Genomic DNA, 18,026 nt, shown 5'->3' on the forward strand with positions numbered 1-18,026 from the left:
TCCATGCAAAAAGTTGTTCTCGCAACCGGCAACGCCGGTAAAGTGCGCGAGCTCGCGTCGCTGTTAAGCGATTTTGGGCTTGATGTGGTAGCGCAAACGGAACTGGGCGTTGACTCCGCGGAAGAAACCGGCCTGACGTTTATTGAAAACGCGATTATCAAAGCGCGCCATGCCGCTAAAATGACCGGTCTGCCCGCCATTGCCGATGACTCCGGTCTGGCCGTTGACGTTTTAGGCGGCGCGCCGGGTATCTATTCCGCGCGCTATTCTGGTGAAAACGCGACAGATCAGCAAAATCTGGAAAAACTGCTGCATACTCTACGGGATGTTCCGGACGACAAACGCCAGGCGCGATTCCATTGTGTACTGGTTTATTTGCGTCATGCCGAAGATCCCACACCGATAGTCTGTCACGGTAGCTGGCCTGGCGTCATTACTCGCCAGGCGGCCGGAAATGGCGGATTTGGCTATGATCCTATTTTCTTCGTACCGTCTGAAGGCAAAACCGCCGCAGAACTGACCCGTGAAGAAAAAAGCGCGATTTCCCACCGAGGACAAGCGCTCAAGCTGCTGCTGGATGCGTTACGCAATGGCTAAACTACCGCCGCTCAGTCTTTATATTCATATTCCCTGGTGTGTACAAAAATGTCCATATTGCGACTTCAATTCCCATGCGTTGAAGGGCGAGGTGCCGCATGACGACTACGTCCAGCATCTGTTAAGCGATCTGGATGCCGACGTCGCCTGGGCGCAAGGGCGTGAAGTAAAGACCATTTTTATTGGCGGCGGTACGCCAAGCCTGCTTTCCGGGCCGGCGATGCAAACGCTGCTGGACGGCGTGCGTGCGCGCCTGAATCTGGCGGCGGATGCGGAAATTACCATGGAAGCGAACCCCGGCACGGTCGAAGCCGACCGCTTCATCGACTATCAGCGCGCCGGCGTAAACCGGATCTCCATTGGCGTGCAGAGCTTTAGTGAGCCTAAGCTGAAACGTCTTGGCCGTATTCACGGTCCACAAGAGGCGATGCGGGCAGCAAGACTGGCAAATGGGCTTGGACTACGCAGCTTTAACCTCGACTTGATGCATGGATTGCCGGATCAAACGCTGGAAGAGGCGCTGAATGATTTGCGACAGGCGATTGCGCTTAATCCGCCGCATCTCTCATGGTATCAATTGACGATTGAACCCAACACTCTGTTCGGTTCGCGTCCGCCGGTTTTACCGGACGATGACGCTCTGTGGGATATCTTTGAGCAGGGCCACCAGTTATTAACCGCCGCGGGCTATCAGCAATACGAAACGTCGGCCTATGCCAAACCCGGTTATCAGTGCCAGCATAATCTGAACTACTGGCGCTTTGGCGACTATCTGGGTATTGGCTGCGGCGCCCACGGTAAAGTCACCTTCCCGGACAGCAGGATCTTGCGCACCACCAAAACCCGTCACCCACGCGGTTATATGCAGGGACGTTACCAGGAAAGCCAGCGTGACGTGAGTGATGATGACAAACCCTTTGAGTTCTTTATGAACCGTTTTCGGTTGCTGGAGCGCGCGCCTCGCGCCGAATTTGTCGACTACACCGGGCTTACGGAAGCGGTTATTCGTCAGCCAATCGACGAGGCTATTGCCCAGGGCTACCTGACCGAATGCGAGCAATACTGGCAGATTACCCAGCACGGTAAACTGTTTTTAAACTCTCTTCTTGAGTTGTTTCTCGCGGAATAACAAGGAATAAGCCTGTCGCGCCAGCGGGTAAAATACCTGATGGCGCGACGCTTACCGACCTGTGGCGGTTAATGCGCCGCCGGCAAGCGCATTATTTAATAACCCCTTTACGACGCAAATCGTCCGTATCTTTTTTCCAGCGCTCGTAACCGTCATTAATATCCATAATTTTCAGACGGATATCACTCTGTTGCATCTGAAGTTTCTGTACCGCTATATTCAGCGGATATTGTCCTTTCTCTAACGTTATCCAGTCATTCTGCGCTTTTCGACGCAGCTCTTCTGATTTCAAAAATACCTGCCGCCGTTGCTCGTGTATGTCTAAATCTCTTTTCTGCTGAATAGCCGCTTCATTGCACGGCTCACTCTGCTTACGGCACGCGTCTAATGCCGGTTGATAGACCTCTTTTTCGTATTTCTCGGCATATACGCTGCTATCGTTGGCTTTTACATAATCATCGCGCTCTTTTAACGTCTTTTTAAACGCCTCGGCGCGGGTCAACGGTTTCCCATCAGCGCCTTTTCCCCAATACGCGTCCGCTTCTTTTTTAGCTACCGCTATTTTCTTATCCAGGGCAGAGAGTTGTTCTTCAAGACCGGGGATCGACGCTTTCTGCGCACGCCAGGAGGCTTCAATGTTGCCAAACCGATAGTTAAAGTCATCACTGTTGACGATCAGGTATTTATCATTCGTTTTAATGTCGTCAATAGCCCGGCCCTGATCGCTGGCTGCCATTTGTAATGAGTAATAGTTCACCGTCCAGCCAGAGGCTGGCGTCCCTTTACTGGTTAACATGGCAGAAAATTTAACGGGACGATCTTTGGTCCAGGTTTTTTCAACAAAATAATAATCCGCCGCCATACCAACGCCGGTATACATATCTTCACGGGAAGAAATATCCCCTTCGGCAGACCAGGTGGCCTGATTGCCCGTCGAATCAAGATTTTTTAAGGTAATGGAATCCAGTTTAAGTATGCCGTGGTACTGCTTACTAAACTGTTCTTTTAAGATGTTATCGGAGGGTTGAGCAACCTCTGCCCAACTATAGCCTGAAATCAGGGCAAACAGCGCTGCGCCAGCAATCCATTGTCGAACCACTTGTGGACCTCCCGTCCAGAGACATGACACCCACGATTATCATAACCAGGATGATAATTAGCAAGATAATAGTGTTGATTATGCGAGAGGTCTTCCAAAGATGGCCCCGGCCTTCCGACCGGGGCATTATCTTTAATACTGATTGAACATCGTCTGGATCTGTTTTGGATCTTTAGTCTGGGTTAACGCCAGTTGCAGTAAGACACGCGCTTTTTGCGGGTTCAGCGTGCCGGAAGCGACAAAGCCGTATTTTGCATCGTCAACTTCCGCATCCTGCGTGGTTGCGCCAGTCGGCACACGTGAAGAACGCACCACTACCGTACCGTTGTGCGCGGCGGTCGCCAGGGTATCAAAGACCGTTTTATACAAGTTGCCGTTACCCACGCCTGCGCTCACGATCCCGTCATAACCCGCGTCTACCAGCGCTTTTGCCGGCAGATCGGACGCATTCGCATAGTTATAAACGATACCGACTTTCGGCAACGCGGTCAGCTTCGACACGTCGAACGGGGTGGAGGTGGTATGTTTACGCTCTGGCGTACGCTGGTAGTCAATTTTACCGTTGTGGATATAACCCAGCGGGCCGTAGTTAACCGCTTTAAACGTCGCCACGTCAGTCGTATTGGTCTTAGTGACGTCGCGTCCGTCCATGACGGTATCATTCATTACCACCAGCACGCCGCGGTTGGCAGACTGTTTATCAGCCGCTGTTACTACCGCATTATAAAGATTGAACGGGCCATCTGCGCTCATTGACGTGGAGGGACGCATCGCGCCGACCAGTACCACCGGTTTATTGCATTTCACGGTCAGATCGAGGAAATAAGCGGTCTCTTCCATCGTATCAGTACCGTGGGTGATCACGAAACCGTCGGTGCTGTCGCACTCGGTATTGATTTTTTTCGCCAGCGTGAGCCAGACTTCATCGTTCATATCCTGCGAGCCAATGTTAACGACCTGCTCGCCTTTCACTACCGCAATGTCCTTCAATTGAGGAACGGCATCCACCAGATTCTCGACGCCGACTTTACCTGCCGTATAATTTGATTTTGTTGCTGAATCACCACCGCCAGCGATCGTTCCGCCGGTCGCTAAGATGGTGATATTCGGTAAAGCGAACGCTGCGCCGCTGAAACCCATTACCAGAGCAGCTAATGCCGTTTTCCTGAAAAACTCCATGTTATATCTCCAGTTATGTCAACTGGTCGCATTATCTCTATATTGCAGACGAATAATGTGACGCCATACGATTAACCAGCGATATATATCCGACAGAGAGTATTTTTTAGAGATGGATAACAAAATGCAGGAAAAAACAGAATAAAAAGGCGCAGATACGATCTGCGCCATTGTTTAAAAAGGAAAGATTACTTCAGGCTGCCAACCAGCGCTTTGCGGCTATCTTCTAAGGTCACTACGCGGCTACAGACATCTTTGCCAAACTGCTGGAAATCTTTCTCCTGGTTTTTCCATTCGTTCTGGATAGCGGTTTGCAAACCACCTAGACTGCCCATCACGCCCTGTAAAGGATTGCCGCCGCCTTTAAGCACCGCTTTGGCGCCCATTTCGTTAATGCTGTCCTGCAAAATACCGCCCATCGCCTGATTCACCAACTGCTGACCGTCGGCACGCACCTGGTCGATAGCCTTATAGTGGAACGTCAGGCCGTCCGTACGATGTTCGATAATGCGGTTCATTTGCGCTTTTAATTGCGCATCAAGCTTCGTCAGACGGCTACGCATGTTGCTGCTTTCGCCCACCTCTTTAGCGATGATTTTATCCAGCGCCACGCGGCCTTTTTCGACGCGCGATCGGGCGCCCTCATCAATCCACGGCAGCGCGCTTCGCAGTTCCGCCTGGTAATCTTTCGCCTGCTCGCGCTGCGCGGCGCTAAGGGTGTACTGCTTACCGTTGTACATCACATTGCCGTCCGGCGTGATCACCAGGTTGCCGTTTTCACCTTTCACCTGCACCGTTTGTGGACTCAGGATCACATCGTCACGCGGCGTGACGCTGCATTTGTAATCTGCATGAGCGGCCATCGCCGTAAACGTTAGCACTGTCGCCAGCAGCGTTTTGCGCATCATAACTTTCCCTCAAGACAAAGCGGGCCGGCATTTGCCGACCCTGTACTTATTAGTCCCACCAAACGTCGAAAAGTTCGCTGGTTCGGACTTCTTCAAGGTTGCGCGCTTCCAGCCACTTACGCACAATCGCCTGATGTTCTTCGGTACATTTACCGATTTCCTGCATACAAATCAGCCCTTCCCAGGCCAGGTAGCCGCTGCCGTCAAACGCCAGTTTATTAGGCTCAATAACGTCATTAATAAAGTCATCGACAGTCTTATCGACCTGCTCTTCAGATGTACCTTCCGGAAAACGCCATGCCACCGAAAATCCTAATTCCTGGAATTCGTCAATGTGCATTTTTTTACGCAGACGACGACTACGGTTCTTTGCCATTATTTCACCCTCTCGAACATTAAGTCCCATACGCCATGACCAAGACGATGGCCACGTTGTTCAAATTTCGTTACCGGGCGCGATTCCGGGCGCGGTACATAATCATTGCTCTCTGACAGATTTTTGTACCCGTCGATAGAAGACATGACTTCAAGCATGTGTTCCGCATACGCTTCCCAGTCGGTCGCCATATGGAAAACGCCGCCCAATTTCAGCTTGCTCAATACCAGTTCAGCAAACGGCACCTGAACGATACGGCGTTTATTATGACGCGCTTTATGCCACGGGTCAGGGAAAAAGAGCTGAACCATCGATAAAGAATTGTCAGGAATCATTTTATGCAACACTTCTACCGCGTCGTGGCACATGACGCGCAGGTTTTCAACGCCCTCTTCATGAGCGGACGCCAGACACGCGCCGACACCGGGTGAATGCACTTCAATGCCGAGGAAATTCTGCTCCGGGCGCGCTTTCGCCATCGCCACGAGAGACGCCCCCATGCCAAAACCAATCTCCAGCGTCACCGGCGCTTCGCGACCAAACAACGTGGCGAAATCTACCGGCGCTTCGCTGAACTCGACGCCCATCACCGGCCAGTAGTTTTCCAGCGCGTGTTCTTGCCCCTTTGTCAGTCGCCCCTGGCGACGAACAAAACTACGAATACGGCGCAGCGGGCGACCGTTTTCATCAAATTCCGGTGAAATGACGTCGTTTTTCATAAAAGTGTAGTCTGCTGTGTTTGAGTTCTGAAAACGGGCATTATCCAAAGTTAGTTGCCGGATGCAAGCATGAAGCGCACTGCGGAAAGTTCCGGTTTACACCCTGCGGCCTCTGTGCTGCAATCTTGCCCCCGGCAATAATGAATGAGTTTCCATGCAAGCGTCTCAATTTTCAGCCCAGGTTCTGGACTGGTACGACAAATACGGGCGGAAAACGCTGCCCTGGCAAATTAACAAGACGCCTTACAAAGTATGGCTCTCGGAAGTCATGTTGCAACAAACGCAGGTGACGACGGTGATTCCTTACTTTGAGCGATTTATGGCGCGCTTTCCCACAGTGACGGATTTAGCGAATGCGCCGCTGGATGAAGTGCTCCATTTATGGACCGGGCTCGGCTATTACGCCCGCGCGCGTAATTTGCATAAAGCGGCGCAACAGGTGGCGACGCTTCACGGTGGAGAATTCCCGCAAACTTTTGCCGAAATCGCCGCGCTACCCGGCGTCGGGCGCTCAACCGCCGGCGCGATTCTCTCCCTCGCGTTAGGTAAACATTATCCGATTCTTGATGGAAACGTTAAACGTGTGCTGGCTCGCTGTTATGCTGTTAGCGGCTGGCCTGGAAAAAAAGAGGTAGAGAATACGCTGTGGACGTTGAGCGAGCAAGTGACGCCCGCACGCGGCGTGGAGCGTTTTAATCAGGCGATGATGGATCTGGGCGCGATGGTTTGTACGCGTTCAAAGCCAAAGTGCACCCTGTGTCCGCTGCAAAACGGTTGTATCGCCGCTGCGCATGAAAGCTGGTCACGCTATCCGGGCAAGAAACCGAAACAGACGTTGCCGGAGCGGACGGGTTACTTTTTATTGTTACAGCATAATCAGGAGATTTTCCTGGCGCAGCGCCCTCCCAGCGGTTTATGGGGCGGACTCTACTGCTTCCCGCAGTTCGCCAGCGAAGATGAATTACGTGAATGGCTGGCGCAACGGCATGTTAACGCTGATAATTTGACCCAGCTTAACGCGTTTCGCCACACATTTAGCCATTTCCACCTGGATATTGTGCCTATGTGGCTTCCCGTGTCGTCACTGGACGCCTGCATGGATGAAGGCAGCGCGCTCTGGTATAACTTAGCGCAACCGCCGTCAGTCGGACTGGCGGCCCCCGTGGAGCGCTTGTTACAGCAGTTACGTACCGGAGCGCCAGTTTAACGCCCCGGTCGATGAAGAGGATGACTTATGAGCAGAACGATTTTTTGTACTTACCTGCAACGCGACGCTGAAGGGCAAGATTTTCAGCTCTACCCTGGCGAACTAGGAAAACGTATCTATAACGAGATCTCTAAGGACGCGTGGGCGCAGTGGCAGCATAAGCAGACCATGTTGATTAACGAGAAAAAGCTCAACATGATGAACGCCGAGCACCGTAAACTGCTGGAACAGGAGATGGTGAGCTTCCTGTTCGAAGGCAAAGACGTTCATATCGAAGGTTATACGCCGGAAGATAAAAAATAGGCCCGTTGCTGAATGAGGCTGCGCTTATTCGGCCTGTGAGTTATGCCGGATAAGCCCTTAGCGCCGCTGCCCGGCAACATGGCATAACGACAACACAACATGCACTCCCGGAATGATGAAAAAATTACTCGCGCTTGCTGTTATTGCGCCGTTGCTCATCTCCTGCTCCAGTTCGACCAAAAAAGGCGAGACGTATAATGAAGCCTGGGTCAAGGATACCAACGGCTTTGATATTTTGATGGGGCAATTTGCCAACAATATTGAAAATCTGTGGGGATATAAGGAAGTCCTGATCGCCGGGCCGAAAGACTACGTCAAATATACCGATCAGTTCCAGACCCGTAGCCACATCAACTTTGATGATGGGACCATTACCGTTGAAACCATCGCCGGGACGGAACCTACCGCACATCTGCGCCGGGCCATTATTAAAACGTTGCTCATGGGTGACGACCCAACCTCCGTTGATCTTTACTCCGATGTCGATGACATAAAAATTTCTAAAGAACCCTTCCTGTATGGTCAGGTCCTCGACAATACCGGCCAGCCTATTCGCTGGGAAGGCCGCGCCACGACATTCGCGGATTACTTGCTGAAAACGCGGCTCAAAAGCCGCAGTAACGGCCTGCGTATTATTTACAGCGTCACCATTAATCTGGTGCCGAACCACCTTGATAAACGCGCGCATAAATACATTGGCATGGTACGCCAGGCCTCCCGTAAATACGGCGTTGACGAGTCGCTGATTCTGGCGATTATGCAAACGGAGTCCTCGTTTAACCCGTATGCGGTCAGCCACGCGGATGCGCTGGGCCTGATGCAGGTGGTGCAACACAGCGCCGGGAAAGATGTTTTCCGTTCTCAGGGTAAGTCCGGCACGCCAAGCCGTAACTTCCTGTTCGACCCCGCCAGCAATATCGATACCGGCACAGCGTATCTGGCAATGTTGAATAATGTCTATCTGAGCGGTATTGAGAATCCGACGTCGCGGCGCTATGCGGTCATTACCGCCTACAATGGCGGCGCAGGCAGCGTATTACGCGTATTCTCGAACGATAAGATTCAGGCCGCGAATATGATTAACCGCATGTCGCCGGGGGATGTGTACCAGATATTAACCACCCGACATCCATCTGCGGAGTCGCGCCGCTATCTGTATAAGGTGAATTCCGCCCAGCGATCGTATCGCCGCCGATAAACCATCGCATCCCGCCTCTGGTTGGCAAATGACAGAGGCGGGAAAGGTAAAAGTGTTAACTCCGTCACCCTTTTGCTTTGCAATCAGAAATTGTTTGCAAATATTTGTCACAGGTAACAAAAAAAGCCCGCCTCTCATTGATAGAATCACACCAAATCACAACGGCAAATGTGCCTTTTAAAACATTCATCCGCTCTCAGGTGTGAGGAAATTAACATGAATCTTAAGCTGCAGCTTAAAATACTCTCTTTTCTGCAGTTCTGTCTGTGGGGAAGCTGGCTCACTACCCTGGGCTCGTATATGTTCGTCACCTTAAAATTTGACGGCGCATCTATTGGCGCAGTTTATAGTTCACTGGGGATTGCCGCCGTCTTTATGCCGACCTTGCTAGGCATTGTGGCTGACAAATGGCTGAGCGCGAAATGGGTCTATGCCCTGTGTCATGTCGTCGGCGCCATCACGCTATTCATGGCCGCGGAAGTCACTACGCCTGGGGCGATGTTCTTTGTGATCCTGCTTAACTCGTTGGCCTATATGCCGACGTTGGGCTTGATCAATACTATATCGTATTACCGCCTGCAGTCTGCCGGCATGGATATTGTGACTGACTTTCCGCCTATCCGTATCTGGGGCACCATTGGCTTTATTCTGGCGATGTGGGGCGTGAGTTTCTCCGGTTTCGAGCTGAGCCATATGCAGCTTTATATCGGCGCGACGCTTTCCGTTCTGCTGGTACTGTTTACCTTTACCCTGCCGCACATTCCGGTGGCGAACCAACAGAAAAACCAGAGCTGGACATCAATGCTGGGCCTTGACGCTTTTGCGCTGTTTAAAAATAAGCGGATGGCGATTTTCTTCATCTTCTCCATGATGCTGGGCGCGGAACTGCAGATCACCAACATGTTTGGCAACACCTTCCTGCATAGCTTTGATAAAGATCCGCTATTCGCCAGTAGCTTTATCGTGCAGCACGCTTCGGTGATGATGTCGATTTCGCAGATTTCTGAAACGTTATTCATCCTGACCATTCCGTTCTTCCTGAGCCGTTATGGTATTAAGAATGTTATGCTTATCAGTATTGTGGCGTGGATGCTGCGTTTCGGCCTGTTCGCTTATGGCGACCCGACGCCGTTCGGTACCGTTCTGCTGGTATTGTCGATGATTGTGTACGGCTGCGCCTTCGACTTCTTCAACATTTCTGGCTCGGTGTTTGTCGAAAAAGAAGTACGCCCGGAAATCCGCGCCAGCGCGCAGGGGATGTTCCTGATGATGACCAATGGCTTCGGCTGTATCCTGGGCGGCATTGTGAGCGGTAAAGTGGTGGAGTATTACACTCAAAACGGCATTACCGACTGGCAGACCGTGTGGCTCATCTTCGCAGGCTACTCGCTGGTGCTGGCCTTCGCGTTCGTAGCCTTGTTCAAATACAAACACGTTCGCGTTCCGGCAAGTTCGCAACCCGTCGCACATTAATTCTTGCCCTGTTTCGCAGGCCGGATAAGGCGTAAATGCCTTATCCGGCCTGCAGGCAACGTTACTTTAAAACATATCCGTACAAACGTTGAATTCCATCGGCATCGGTCTCGCTATATACCCCCTGCAATTCCGGCGAAAAACCAGGCAACAGATTGATGCCCTCTTCCAGCGCCAAAAAATAACGCTGCGCCGCGCCGCCCCAAATCTCCCCCGGCACCACGCACAGTACGCCCGGCGGGTATGGCAATGCCCCCTCGGCAGCAATACGCCCGCCCGCCTCGCTGATACGCACCAGTTCTACATCGCCGCGAATAAAGGCGCTGTTGGCGTCCTGTGGGTTCATCGCCACATGTGGCAGGCTTTCTTTGCGGAACATCGCTTTTTGCAGATCCTTAACGTCAAAGCTAACGTACAGGTTGTGCATCTCCTGACATAGCTCACGCAGGGTGTAATCGCGGTAGCGCACCGGGTATTTCTGAAAAACCGTCGGCAATACATCCTCAAGCGGCGTATCGTCTTCAATGTGCCGTTCAAATTGCGCCAGCATCGCGACCAGTCGCGCCAGCTTCTCTTCGCTCTCGGCGGGTGTCAGCAAGAACAGAATCGAGTTGAGATCGCACTTCTCAGGCACAATACCGTTCTCACGCAGATAGTGGGCGAGAATGGTCGCCGGGATGCCGAATTCGGTGTATCGCCCACTATCGGCATCAATACCTGGCGTGGTCAGTAACAGTTTACAGGGGTCGACAAAATACTGGTCATCCGCATAGCCCTCAAAGCCATGCCATTTCGCCCCGGGTTCAAAACTGAAGAAACGACGATTGCTGGCAATGGTCTCCGTCGGATATGCCTGCCACGGCTTGCCGTCAACCACCAGTGGGATAAAGGGCTGAAGCAGTTTGCAACGGGCGAGAATGGCTTTACGCGCGTCAATGCCCAGCGCAACGCACTCCGCCCACAGGCGGCGACCGCTCTCCCCTTCGTGGATTTTGGCATTGACATCCAGCGCCGCAAACAGCGGGTAGAACGGACTGGTTGAAGCATGCAACATGAAGGCGTTGTTCAGGCGTTTGTGCGGACAAAAACGCGCCTGGCCGCGAATATGGTTATCTTTTTTGTGGATCTGCGAGGTTTGTGAGAACCCCGCCTGTTGCTTATGTACCGATTGGGTCACAAAGATCCCTGGGTCGTTTTCATTAAGCTCCAGCCGCAACGGCGAGGTATCCGCCATCATATTGATAAACTGCTCATAGCCTACCCACGCGGAGTCAAACAGAATGTAATCGCAGAGATGCCCGATTTTATCCACCACCTGACGGGCGTTGTAAATAGTGCCGTCATAGGTACCCAGCTGAATGATCGCCAGGCGGAACGGACGCGACGCATCGGCGCTTTCCGGCATCACGTCACGAATCTGGTCGCGCAGGTACGTTTCATCAAAACAGTGCGCATCAATGCCACCGATAAAACCAAACGGGTTACGCGCCGCTTCAAGATAGACTGGCGTCGCCCCGGCCTGAATCAGGGCGCCGTGGTGGTTGGATTTATGATTATTACGATCAAACAGCACCAGATCGCCGCGCGTCAGCAGGGCGTTGGTGACCACTTTATTCGCCGCCGAAGTCCCATTCAGCACAAAGTAGGTTTTATCCGCATTAAACACTTTTGCCGCAAATTTCTGCGCGTGTTTGGCAGAACCTTCATGTATTAGCAGATCGCCAAGTTTCACATCGGCGTTACACATATCCGCACGAAACAGGTTTTCACCAAAAAAGTCATAAAAATGGCGGCCTGCGGGATGTTTTCTAAAAAATTCGCCATGCTGGTGCCCCGGGCAAGCAAAAGTACTATTCCCCATGTCGACATACTGGGTCAGGGTGCCATAAAAGGGCGGCAGAAGTTCCGCTTCGTAGCGACAGGCAGCGTTTTCCAGCTCCAGCCATTCCTGCGCGTTCCCGCCTATTACCGCCGTAACGCCGACAGGCGCGCTAACGGGTTCATCCGCAAGCATAAACACCGGCAGGTGAAAACCGGTGCGTTTAAGCAACGCCAGAATACCGCTACGGCTGTCGGCAGTGGTAATGACGACTGCGGCCACATCGGTAAAGTCGGTACTGTCCAGCGCCACTACGTTTCGGTGGGTGGAGAGACGGGGGATGAGTTCACTGCTGGCGGCAATATTCATTGATTTCATAAGCGCAAATACCCGTTTCGGGAGTAGAGTAACCCCAGACAAGGCCCGATGCCTTGCCCAACGAGATGCCGGGTCAAACTGGATACCAGCTCCGACCGCCAGACATCATTAAAAACAGACTGTTTCTGATTTTACTGTTGTCCTGCAGTGAGCGTGCGCTGCCCTCACCGCATAGCGGGGATGACAAAAAAAGGAAAGAAAGGGGCAAACCTCGCGCAGTCAGGCGACAGTGAAGACAATATAAAGGCGCTATGTTCATCCCGGAGAGCCCCATGCTGGCAGGAGAAATTTCGCGCAATCATGGCACCTTTCACCAGACGGCGCAAGGTAAAATCAGCGCTCTATACGTCACAGATAATCAAGCTATTAACAGCTTAATCGCGTGATAATAAGGCAATTTGAAAGACAAATAACAGGAGTCATTGTGGTAATTGGACCTTTTATTAACGCTGGCGCAATTTTATTCGGCGGCGTTATTGGCGCGCTGTTAAGTCAGCGTCTGCCAGAACGGATTCGCGTCTCAATGACGTCTATTTTTGGTCTGTGCTCTCTGGGAATTGGTATTCTGCTGGTGATGAAGTGCGCTAATCTTCCGGTGATGGTGCTGGCGACGCTGGTCGGCGCGCTCATCGGCGAGTTTTGTTTGTTGGAAAAAGGCATTAATGGCGCAGTCGCGAAAATCCAACAATTATTTATGGCATCGGGTAAGAAACCGACACACGACTCATTTATTCAAAGTTACGTCGCTATCATTGTACTTTTTTGCGCCAGCGGCACCGGTATTTTCGGCGCGATGCATGAAGGGATGACCGGCGATCCAAACATTTTGATCGCTAAATCTTTTCTGGATTTTTTCACTGCCATAATTTTCGCCTGTTCGCTTGGCATCGCCGTTTCGGCGATTTGCGCACCGATGTTGATTATCCAGTTAACGCTTGCCGCCTGCGCCACCCTCATTCTTCCACTGACTACGCCGGCAATGATGGGCGACTTTAGCGCCGTGGGCGGACTGCTGCTGGTGGCGACCGGCTTGCGTGTATGTGGAATCAAAATGTTTCCGGTAGTGAATATGCTCCCGGCGCTGTTGCTGGCGATGCCGATCTCCGCCGCATGGGCGATGTTTTTTGCCTGATTCTGCGTGCAATAACAACAAAGTGGTGATAGATTGTGCAGTCTACGTTGATTTGAAGAAATTTCGTTGACGAAGCGAGGCGATTACGGTTTAATGCGCCTCGTTGCCCGGATAGCTCAGTCGGTAGAGCAGGGGATTGAAAATCCCCGTGTCCTTGGTTCGATTCCGAGTCCGGGCACCACCTTCCCTTTTTTATGCTTCCCTATGAATTCCTATGTGTATGTAATTCAATAAGTTAGCGTAAAAATCTTTCCAGATGCGTTTTGATTTATCCCTACGTATCCGGAAAATTTGGGGTCAGATTACGGGTCGTTCAGTTCGATGAACGATGGAGACCCGTATTATGGCCCTGAATGACAGTAAAATCCGCGCAGCTAAGCCCCTCGCTAAATCTTACAAACTCACCGACGCGCAAGGTCTGTACCTGACTGTATCCCGTAGTGGCGCTAAGTTATGGTATTTTCGCTATTGCTTCGGCGGCAAAGAAAACCGCCTGGCCTTTGGCGCTTATCCGCTGGTCACTCTGGCGGAAGCCCGCGAAAAGCGCGATGCCGCGCGTAAGCTGCTGGCGTCCGGTATCTGCCCTTCGCAGAGCCGCAAGATGGATAACGCCGCCGTTGACGAATCCCGCACGTTTAAATTTATTGCCACTGAGTGGCACACCAGTTGCCTTAAACTCTGGTCGGAAGGCCACGCCGATAAAATCCTCACCTGCCTGAAGCGCTATGTCTTTCCCGATATCGGTACAATGGACATTACGAAGGTTGAAACCCGCCATCTGGCGCAACTTGTAAAATCCATCGATGATAAGGGCGTGCATGACGTTGCCGGGCGGGTGCGCCAACATCTGACCAAAATCATGCGCCACGCCGTACAGCAGGGAACGATTAAATATAATCCGGCTTACGATCTGGATGGCGTCGTGACCCCGGTTGTGACCCAACATCACCCCGCCCTGCCTCTGAAACGCCTGCCGGAGCTGCTGGACAAGATCAATGGCTATAAGGGGCGGGAACTGACCCGTCTGGCGCTGGAGCTGAATCTGCACGTTTTCCTGCGTTCCAGCGAGCTACGCCTCGCCCGCTGGGATGAGTTCAACCTGAAAGCCCATATCTGGACGGTGCCTGCACAGCGGGAAGCGGTTAAGGGCGTGAGATTTTCATCGCGTGGCGCAAAGATGAAGGACGAGCATCTGGTGCCGTTATCCGCGCAGGCTGTCGCCCTGCTGGAGCAAATAAAGGAAATTACCGGAGAATCGGTTTTCGTCTTTGCGGGGGCGCACTCCATGAACAAGCCAATGAGCGAAAACACCATCAACAAGGCGCTGCGTGTTATCGGTTATGACACCAAAACCGAGGTGTGCGGCCATGGCTTCCGCACGATGGCCTGTAGCGCCCTGAACGAGTCCGCACTGTGGTCTAAGGACGCCATCGAGCGCCAGATGAGCCACAAGGAGCGCAACGGTGTGCGGGCGGCATATGTGCATAAGGCGGAGCATCTGGAAGCGCGTATGGAGATGATGCAGTGGTGGTCGGATTATCTCGACATGAGCCGCGAGGGGTACGTTGCGCCGTATATTTATGCGCGGCGGCATAAGGCGGCCTGAGCCAACGAAAATATAATTTGTTGATAATGAAAAAGCAGATCCTGATTGAATCCGGATCTGCTTTTTGTATCGAAAGATTTTGTCTGCACCAGTTCAGTGTCATCGTTTACCTGCACCAGTCCGCCGTCGCCTGCCTGTGTCAGGACTGCGCCAGATATTATCGGATAAGCATCAAACTGCGCCAGTGTTAAGGCCCTTTTAGCCCTTTGGCCTTTTCCGGTCTGGCGCTGTTACCCTTAACCCCTCTTTACCTTATCTGGCCTTTTTCCTTTTACTGGCGCAATCATCAGAAAAATACCGTAATGCTGCACCAGAAGCCTGTTAATAGGCTATACCGTTCGTAAGCACCGTTATTAAGAGGAAACCGTACAAAAAATTTCTACGTAGAAATTTTTTCGGTGGATAACGATGAATAAAGGATATTTTATAATGTAGTGTCTATCAAAAATCGACCACAAAACTTAATTCATTGATTTATAATTAATAAACATGAATTTAATAGCCGATAATTATTGTTTTTATCAATATTGATAGGAAAGTATACAAAAAATTTTGGCCCCAAAATTTTTTGTACGAAAACCGATGGATAACATCATATTGCAAGTTTGAAGCTATCAGTCAGCACCATGCTTTCTCCCGTAAACCTGCGCCACATACCGCCCGCGCCCGTCGCCGTGGCCCAAATCCATCGCCGTCATTGCCAGCGCTTCCTTCTCACAAAACCCCTGCGCCAGATAATGACTGATCGCATCCTGCGCCCAGGCGTAACGAAGGGAGTGCGGAGAGTATGCGCCCGTTAAGCCGAGACGTGACGCCTGGCTGTGCCAGTATTTCATCGCGCTTTTCAGATCCGGCTTATCTATCAGCCTGCTGTGGCGATCTTCTGCCACGGTCAGCGCATTATCCAGCGCTTTTCTGACAGCGACAGCATCAAGAATAGTCGTCTCACGGGGTCGCCCCCCTTTGGTGCCAAACACCACGGTTAAGCGGGTGTCACCACGTTTTCAGCGACTGTACGCTCTGCACCGCCTCCTGCGAACGTAATCCCATCAGCCTTGAGAGTTCCAGCGCTGCCGCCATCCCCGGATCTTTTACGCGGGCCGTCTCCAGCACGTCACGATAATGCTCCGGCGTGATCGCCTGCTTTGTACCGTTGCGGGATGCGCCAGACAGACCAAGAGAACGGTTGTTCAGCCGCTCACTCTGCGCCAGCACCAGACGCTCACAAAACCGCTGCGCCAGCTTAATGCGGTCATGAACGGTTTTATGGCTGCCGCCCGCCTGCTGCGCAAACCGCTTCATTTCCTGCTCCAGTATTCCCATACATTCCCCTTTTCATGATTGCCGCAAACTCATCCCAAAAACCCAACACTGATACAGCTTTCCCCGGCGCACAGGCCGATAGCCCCTGTTTTTTTGTCGGGGCTGCGAACGATACCTGAGCGCCGGGGCGGCAGCCGTTGAGGTGTGGTGGGGCTTCGGTTGTGCTCTCAGAGCAGCCGCCCGCTTGCGCGGTTTATCCCCCGGATCGTCCGGATCCGCCTCGGTATCGGTTCATGTTCTCCTTATGGGTAAAATGGCCTGAAAAGGCGGTGTCAGAATCCAGCCGTGGGCTGGCGCAGTTGAGTTTTCTGGTGCAGGTCGAAAGGGCTGCGTGCGTCACTTTCCCGCTTAGCGCGGTTAAAGTGACGCACTGGACTGGTGCAGTGTCTGAAAATTTATCGTCTGGTGCAGTTTTACGGTCACGCGGCAGCAAATGCCTTGCGGCAATGCAGGCCGCAGTCCGTAAGGTAAAGGGCTCTGAGGGTGTCAGCAGATACAGGTTAGCCGGGAGAATTTCGGTGAGGTGCAGATTCAGACCAGCAGGCTGGCGCAGTAAAAGGACGTATCATGTTAAAACTCAGACCTCCGTCGCGATGTTCTGCAACCCGGTGTTTGCAGAGGTCTGCACCGGTAAATGGATCAACCGTCCTGATAACAGGCGCTTCTTTCAGGTTGTGAAGCGTTGGGCGCTGTCAACGACAGCATGGAGCAGGAGGGAGACTATGCCAGTACCGCTGGTACAGAAAGGAAAAACTGTTTTTGCATCAAAAAGGTTATTTGCGAACCGGAGCTGCCGCGCTTCGCTTGCTTTCACCCGATCTTCTGACAGCAAAGCCATCAGAAGATCGGGGGAGACGATTTAGTAATTTTCAGGCTTATGGTAGCGGGAAGGCCAGATTTGCTCTGGCGCAATGCCCAACGCTTCGGCGATCAGCCTCTCACCTTTGGGCCAGCGGCGGTTAAGGGCGTTTGCCAGCGTGGAGGACGCCAGCCCGGCCTGACGGGACAGCGCCGCCAGCGAGGTGCCCCGTTTTCTCAGCCCAGCGATAATGTCGGCGGGATGCCAGTCCGGTTGCGTCATGCTGTCACCTCATCGATAAACTTCACGCCGTCAGTGGTACGTACCCAGCGCGGGGCCTTGAGTTCAGCGGCAAAGCACCAGACCAACTCACACAGTAATCCGGTCAGCGTCTGTTCCATTTTCGGCAGCAACGCCCGCCCCGTCAGAAGTTGCGCCAACGTGAGTGAGTAGTCACAAAGTAATTCGGAACCGGGGTCAAAATGGGTTGAACTGGCGGGAAGGGTATCGGTGGTCAGGCTTTCAACCAGGTGCGGCGGGATGGGATCGATCAGCGTGGGGCGCGGCAGCGAAAGGCAGGCGACAAGCCGTCCGCAAAGCGCCAGACGTAGCGCCGGATCGTCGCTTTCAATCAGGGTTTCGGCGAACTGTTTGCAGTGTTCTGCCAGTACGGTGAAATCCATGGCGGCATTGAAGGAAATGGAGAGTAGCGGGTGTGTCTGGGTGAGGGTCGTAGCCATAAGGCATCCTCCGATGAGCAGTGTTTATCACCACCACCGGA

General features: G+C 52.5%; 16 protein-coding genes, 1 tRNA gene and 1 pseudogene. 9 read left to right on the forward strand and 9 right to left on the reverse strand.

The window, feature by feature from the left end; all coding sequences use genetic code 11:
• Window positions 1-3: 3 nt before the first annotated feature.
• Together ACH0VJ_RS10430 and hemW are read left to right on the forward strand one after the other, a co-directional pair.
• Window positions 4-597 carry an XTP/dITP diphosphatase gene (locus ACH0VJ_RS10430; RefSeq protein ID WP_001174764.1) on the forward strand — a complete coding sequence of 198 codons (594 nt, stop codon included), beginning with the start codon at window positions 4-6 and terminating at the stop codon, window positions 595-597.
• Window positions 590-1,726 (forward strand): radical SAM family heme chaperone HemW, encoded by a 1,137-nt coding sequence (gene hemW / locus ACH0VJ_RS10435; protein ID WP_001096531.1) that lies wholly within the window; start codon window positions 590-592, stop codon window positions 1,724-1,726. The genes ACH0VJ_RS10430 and hemW overlap by 8 nt, the downstream gene beginning before the upstream one ends.
• Before the next feature lie 91 nt (window positions 1,727-1,817).
• Here the strand turns inward: hemW and ACH0VJ_RS10440 are convergent, their stop codons facing one another.
• The 5 genes from ACH0VJ_RS10440 to trmB form a co-directional block, all read right to left on the reverse strand.
• Window positions 1,818-2,825 carry a DUF1202 domain-containing protein gene (locus ACH0VJ_RS10440; protein ID WP_000252195.1) on the reverse strand — a complete coding sequence of 336 codons (1,008 nt, stop codon included), beginning with the start codon at window positions 2,823-2,825 and terminating at the stop codon, window positions 1,818-1,820.
• A 132-nt stretch (window positions 2,826-2,957) separates the two neighbouring features.
• Window positions 2,958-4,004 (reverse strand): L-asparaginase 2, encoded by a 1,047-nt coding sequence (gene ansB, locus ACH0VJ_RS10445; protein WP_000394189.1) that lies wholly within the window; start codon window positions 4,002-4,004, stop codon window positions 2,958-2,960.
• A gap of 188 nt (window positions 4,005-4,192) precedes the next feature.
• Complete coding sequence (locus ACH0VJ_RS10450) at window positions 4,193-4,912, reverse strand: DUF2884 domain-containing protein (protein WP_000984838.1); 720 nt, start codon at window positions 4,910-4,912, stop codon at window positions 4,193-4,195.
• Between the two features lie 49 nt (window positions 4,913-4,961).
• Complete coding sequence (locus ACH0VJ_RS10455; RefSeq protein ID WP_001107574.1) at window positions 4,962-5,288, reverse strand: YggL family protein; 327 nt, start codon at window positions 5,286-5,288, stop codon at window positions 4,962-4,964.
• Window positions 5,288-6,007, reverse strand: a complete 720-nt coding sequence (gene trmB / locus ACH0VJ_RS10460) for a tRNA (guanosine(46)-N7)-methyltransferase TrmB (protein WP_000786890.1) — start codon at window positions 6,005-6,007, stop codon at window positions 5,288-5,290. The genes ACH0VJ_RS10455 and trmB overlap by 1 nt, the downstream gene beginning before the upstream one ends.
• 154 nt (window positions 6,008-6,161) lie before the next feature.
• On the opposite strand from trmB, the gene mutY reads away from it, so the two are divergent.
• From mutY to ACH0VJ_RS10480, 4 genes are all read left to right on the forward strand, one after another.
• A complete protein-coding gene (mutY, locus tag ACH0VJ_RS10465) occupies window positions 6,162-7,214 on the forward strand; it encodes an A/G-specific adenine glycosylase (protein WP_001148959.1) in 1,053 nt (350 codons plus the stop codon).
• 27 nt (window positions 7,215-7,241) lie between these two features.
• Window positions 7,242-7,517 carry an oxidative damage protection protein gene (locus tag ACH0VJ_RS10470; protein WP_000091706.1) on the forward strand — a complete coding sequence of 92 codons (276 nt, stop codon included), beginning with the start codon at window positions 7,242-7,244 and terminating at the stop codon, window positions 7,515-7,517.
• A 112-nt stretch (window positions 7,518-7,629) separates the two neighbouring features.
• Complete coding sequence (gene mltC, locus ACH0VJ_RS10475) at window positions 7,630-8,715, forward strand: membrane-bound lytic murein transglycosylase MltC (protein WP_000976289.1); 1,086 nt, start codon at window positions 7,630-7,632, stop codon at window positions 8,713-8,715.
• A 216-nt stretch (window positions 8,716-8,931) separates the two neighbouring features.
• Window positions 8,932-10,188: a nucleoside permease gene (locus tag ACH0VJ_RS10480; RefSeq protein WP_001049804.1), complete on the forward strand. Its 1,257-nt coding sequence runs from the start codon at window positions 8,932-8,934 to the stop codon at window positions 10,186-10,188.
• 61 nt (window positions 10,189-10,249) lie between these two features.
• Here ACH0VJ_RS10480 and ACH0VJ_RS10485 read toward each other — a convergent pair whose 3' ends face one another.
• Window positions 10,250-12,385, reverse strand: a complete 2,136-nt coding sequence (locus ACH0VJ_RS10485) for an ornithine decarboxylase (RefSeq protein WP_079833531.1) — start codon at window positions 12,383-12,385, stop codon at window positions 10,250-10,252.
• 424 nt (window positions 12,386-12,809) lie between these two features.
• Here ACH0VJ_RS10485 and ACH0VJ_RS10490 point away from each other — a divergent pair, with 424 nt between their 5' ends.
• From ACH0VJ_RS10490 to ACH0VJ_RS10500, 3 genes are all read left to right on the forward strand, one after another.
• Complete coding sequence (locus ACH0VJ_RS10490) at window positions 12,810-13,517, forward strand: DUF554 domain-containing protein (RefSeq protein WP_000234466.1); 708 nt, start codon at window positions 12,810-12,812, stop codon at window positions 13,515-13,517.
• Between the two features lie 105 nt (window positions 13,518-13,622).
• Window positions 13,623-13,698: transfer RNA gene (locus ACH0VJ_RS10495), tRNA-Phe, on the forward strand.
• A gap of 162 nt (window positions 13,699-13,860) precedes the next feature.
• On the forward strand, window positions 13,861-15,123 hold the full coding sequence (locus ACH0VJ_RS10500) for an integrase arm-type DNA-binding domain-containing protein (protein WP_001196925.1): 1,263 nt from the start codon (window positions 13,861-13,863) through the stop codon (window positions 15,121-15,123).
• Between the two features lie 614 nt (window positions 15,124-15,737).
• On the opposite strand, the pseudogene ACH0VJ_RS10505 reads toward ACH0VJ_RS10500, so the two are convergent.
• From ACH0VJ_RS10505 to ACH0VJ_RS10515, 3 genes and pseudogenes are all read right to left on the reverse strand, one after another.
• Window positions 15,738-16,446, reverse strand: a pseudogene (locus ACH0VJ_RS10505) (integrase domain-containing protein).
• Window positions 16,447-17,305: 859 nt separating this feature from the next.
• A complete protein-coding gene (locus tag ACH0VJ_RS10510; RefSeq protein ID WP_000193311.1) occupies window positions 17,306-17,527 on the reverse strand; it encodes a helix-turn-helix transcriptional regulator in 222 nt (73 codons plus the stop codon).
• A complete protein-coding gene (locus ACH0VJ_RS10515) occupies window positions 17,524-17,985 on the reverse strand; it encodes a hypothetical protein (RefSeq protein ID WP_000246266.1) in 462 nt (153 codons plus the stop codon). The genes ACH0VJ_RS10510 and ACH0VJ_RS10515 overlap by 4 nt, the downstream gene beginning before the upstream one ends.
• Between the last annotated feature and the right edge of the window lie 41 nt (window positions 17,986-18,026).

This window comes from Salmonella sp. 2020_1459 (assembly GCF_043847915.1).
Lineage (GTDB): Bacteria > Pseudomonadota > Gammaproteobacteria > Enterobacterales > Enterobacteriaceae > Salmonella > Salmonella enterica.

Coding starts and splice junctions, on each gene's coding strand:
- mutY (WP_001148959.1), top strand. CDS start 6,162: ATGCAAGCGTCTCAATTTTCAGCCCAGGTTCTGGACTGGTACGACAAA.
- ACH0VJ_RS10515 (WP_000246266.1), bottom strand. CDS start 17,985: ATGGCTACGACCCTCACCCAGACACACCCGCTACTCTCCATTTCCTTC.
- ACH0VJ_RS10510 (WP_000193311.1), bottom strand. CDS start 17,527: ATGACGCAACCGGACTGGCATCCCGCCGACATTATCGCTGGGCTGAGA.
- ACH0VJ_RS10455 (WP_001107574.1), bottom strand. CDS start 5,288: ATGGCAAAGAACCGTAGTCGTCGTCTGCGTAAAAAAATGCACATTGAC.
- ACH0VJ_RS10430 (WP_001174764.1), top strand. CDS start 4: ATGCAAAAAGTTGTTCTCGCAACCGGCAACGCCGGTAAAGTGCGCGAG.
- ACH0VJ_RS10500 (WP_001196925.1), top strand. CDS start 13,861: ATGGCCCTGAATGACAGTAAAATCCGCGCAGCTAAGCCCCTCGCTAAA.
- ACH0VJ_RS10480 (WP_001049804.1), top strand. CDS start 8,932: ATGAATCTTAAGCTGCAGCTTAAAATACTCTCTTTTCTGCAGTTCTGT.
- mltC (WP_000976289.1), top strand. CDS start 7,630: ATGATGAAAAAATTACTCGCGCTTGCTGTTATTGCGCCGTTGCTCATC.
- trmB (WP_000786890.1), bottom strand. CDS start 6,007: ATGAAAAACGACGTCATTTCACCGGAATTTGATGAAAACGGTCGCCCG.
- hemW (WP_001096531.1), top strand. CDS start 590: ATGGCTAAACTACCGCCGCTCAGTCTTTATATTCATATTCCCTGGTGT.
- ansB (WP_000394189.1), bottom strand. CDS start 4,004: ATGGAGTTTTTCAGGAAAACGGCATTAGCTGCTCTGGTAATGGGTTTC.
- ACH0VJ_RS10485 (WP_079833531.1), bottom strand. CDS start 12,385: ATGAAATCAATGAATATTGCCGCCAGCAGTGAACTCATCCCCCGTCTC.
- ACH0VJ_RS10450 (WP_000984838.1), bottom strand. CDS start 4,912: ATGATGCGCAAAACGCTGCTGGCGACAGTGCTAACGTTTACGGCGATG.
- ACH0VJ_RS10470 (WP_000091706.1), top strand. CDS start 7,242: ATGAGCAGAACGATTTTTTGTACTTACCTGCAACGCGACGCTGAAGGG.